This is a genomic window from Streptomyces sp. WELS2 (assembly GCF_013870595.1).
Lineage (GTDB): Bacteria > Actinomycetota > Actinomycetes > Streptomycetales > Streptomycetaceae > Streptomyces.
This window is the reverse complement of record NZ_JACBWZ010000978.1, coordinates 1-2,093: the sequence shown is the minus strand read 5'-3', so window position 1 is coordinate 2,093 and position 2,093 is coordinate 1. Positions and strand designations below refer to the sequence as shown.

The following is a 2,093-nucleotide window of genomic DNA, read 5'->3' as shown; positions in this document are numbered from 1 at the left end:
TTCGACTCCCGGGGCCGCAGTGTGGCGCCGCCGCCGGGCGATGTGGCGGTGTGGCAGCACGCCGTGACCGTCGGGCTGTGCGCGGCGGGCGTCACGGCGACGGCGGTGTACCTCGGCCGGGTGATCGAGCGCCGGATCGCCCTGCGCCACCGGCTCGCCGAGTGGGAGCGGGAGTGGGAGCGGACGGGGCCGCGGTGGACCCAGCCGCGGATGTGACCGGCGGGTGATCCGATCAGTGGGGGGCCCACGGTGTGCGCGCGCCGCCTCCGGGAGCAAGCGCTTACTCAACCTCGGACCTGGGTAGTTGTCCGGGTCGGCGGGACGACGGGAAACGGCCTCCCCACCACTTGATCCCTGGCCAAAGATCCGATCACCCACGTACCGTGAGACCGCCTACTCACTCTTCACAAAGGCGGTTGCCGATGGCCCTGTTCGATCTCCCCCTGGACGAACTCCGCGCGTACCGCAGCGAGTCCACCGAGCCGGAGGATTTCGACACCTTCTGGGAGAAGACGCTCCAGCAGGCCCGCGAGCACGACCTGGACGCCCGGTTCGAGCCGGTGGAGACCGGCCTGACCACGGTCGAGGTCTACGACGTGACGTTCGCCGGGTTCGGCGGCCACCCCGTCAAGGGCTGGCTGCGGCTGCCCGCCGGGGCCACCGAACCGCTGCCGCTGGTGGTGGAGTTGCTCGGCTACGGGGGCGGGCGCGGCCTGCCGCACGAGAGCCTGCTCTGGGCGTCGACCGGCCGGGCGCACTTCCTGATGGACACCCGCGGACAGGGCAGCACCTGGGGCGGCGGAGGCGACACCCCGGACCCGGTGGGCTCGGCACCGGCCTACCCCGGGTACATGACCCGGGGCATCGACGCGCCGGAGAACTACTACTACCGCCGGGTGATCACCGACGCCGTACGCGCGGTGGAGGCGGCCCGCTCGCACCCGCTGACCGACGCGGCGCGGACCGTGGTGCTCGGCGACAGCCAGGGCGGCGGACTGACGATCGCCGTCGGCGGCCTGGTGCCCGACCTGGTCGCGGTCGCCCCGAACGTGCCGTTCCTGTGCGACTTCCCGCGCGCGGTGACGCTGACGGACCGTCATCCGTACCGGGAGATCGGCCTCTACCTCAAGACGCACCGCGGGCGCGCCGCGGAGGTGCGGCGCACGCTGTCCTACTTCGACGGAGTGCACTTCGCGGCCCGGGGCCGGGCGCCCGCCCTGTTCTCGGCGGCCCTGGAGGACCAGACGTGCCCGCCGTCGACGGTGTTCGCGGCGTTCAACGCCTGGGGCCACGAGGACAAGACCATCGAGGTGTACGACTTCAACGACCACGAGGGCGGCGGCCCGTTCCACGAGGCGGCGCGGGTGCGCTGGCTGCGCTCGTACGCCTGAGCCCGGCCGGCGGGCAGGGCGGCCGGGACCCTCCTTCCCCGCCGACCGGGCAGTCGGTACGTTCGGAGCCCCCGGACCGCGGCCGGCGCGGACCGGGTACCCGGCGACGACGGAGGCCTTATGTCCACGCAGGAGACACCTCGTACGACCCCGCGGATCCACGGGCACTGCGATCCGCGGTTCACCGCGGTGCGGGAGGCCTTCGAGGAGAACTTCCGCGCACGCGGCGAGCTGGGTGCCGCGGTGGCGGTCACCGTCGCCGGGGAGACCGTGGTGGACCTGTGGGGCGGCTGGGCGGACCCGGCGCGGACCCGGCCCTGGGAGCGGGACACGGTGGTCAACGTGTGGTCGACCACCAAGGGGGTCGTGGCCCTGTGCGCCCATCTGCTGGCCGACCGGGGGCTGCTCGACCTGGACGCGCCGGTGGCCGCGTACTGGCCCGAATTCGCCGCCGAGGGCAAGGAGAGGGTGCTCGTACGGCATCTTCTGTCGCACCGCGCCGGGCTGCCCGGACTACGGGAACCGCACACCCTGGAGCAGTTGTACGACTGGGAGCTGACCACCGCCCGGCTCGCCGCCACGGCGCCCTGGTGGAAGCCGGGCACCCGGACCGGGTACCACGCGCTGACGTACGGCTTCCTGGTCGGGGAGGTGATACGTCGGGTCTCGGGGCTGCGGCCGGCCGCCTTCGTGGAGCGGGAG

General features: G+C 73.3%; 2 protein-coding genes and 1 pseudogene. All 3 read left to right on the top strand.

Annotated elements, in window-relative coordinates:
• A pseudogene (locus H5J33_RS32490) lies at positions 1-216 on the top strand (hypothetical protein); the annotation flags it as partial.
• Positions 217-422: 206 nt separating this feature from the next.
• On the top strand, positions 423-1,391 hold the full coding sequence (locus H5J33_RS32485; RefSeq protein ID WP_181798307.1) for an acetylxylan esterase: 969 nt from the start codon (positions 423-425) through the stop codon (positions 1,389-1,391).
• Between the two features lie 120 nt (positions 1,392-1,511).
• A partial coding sequence (locus tag H5J33_RS32480; protein WP_181798306.1) for a serine hydrolase domain-containing protein occupies positions 1,512-2,093 on the top strand: 582 nt, incomplete at its 3' end.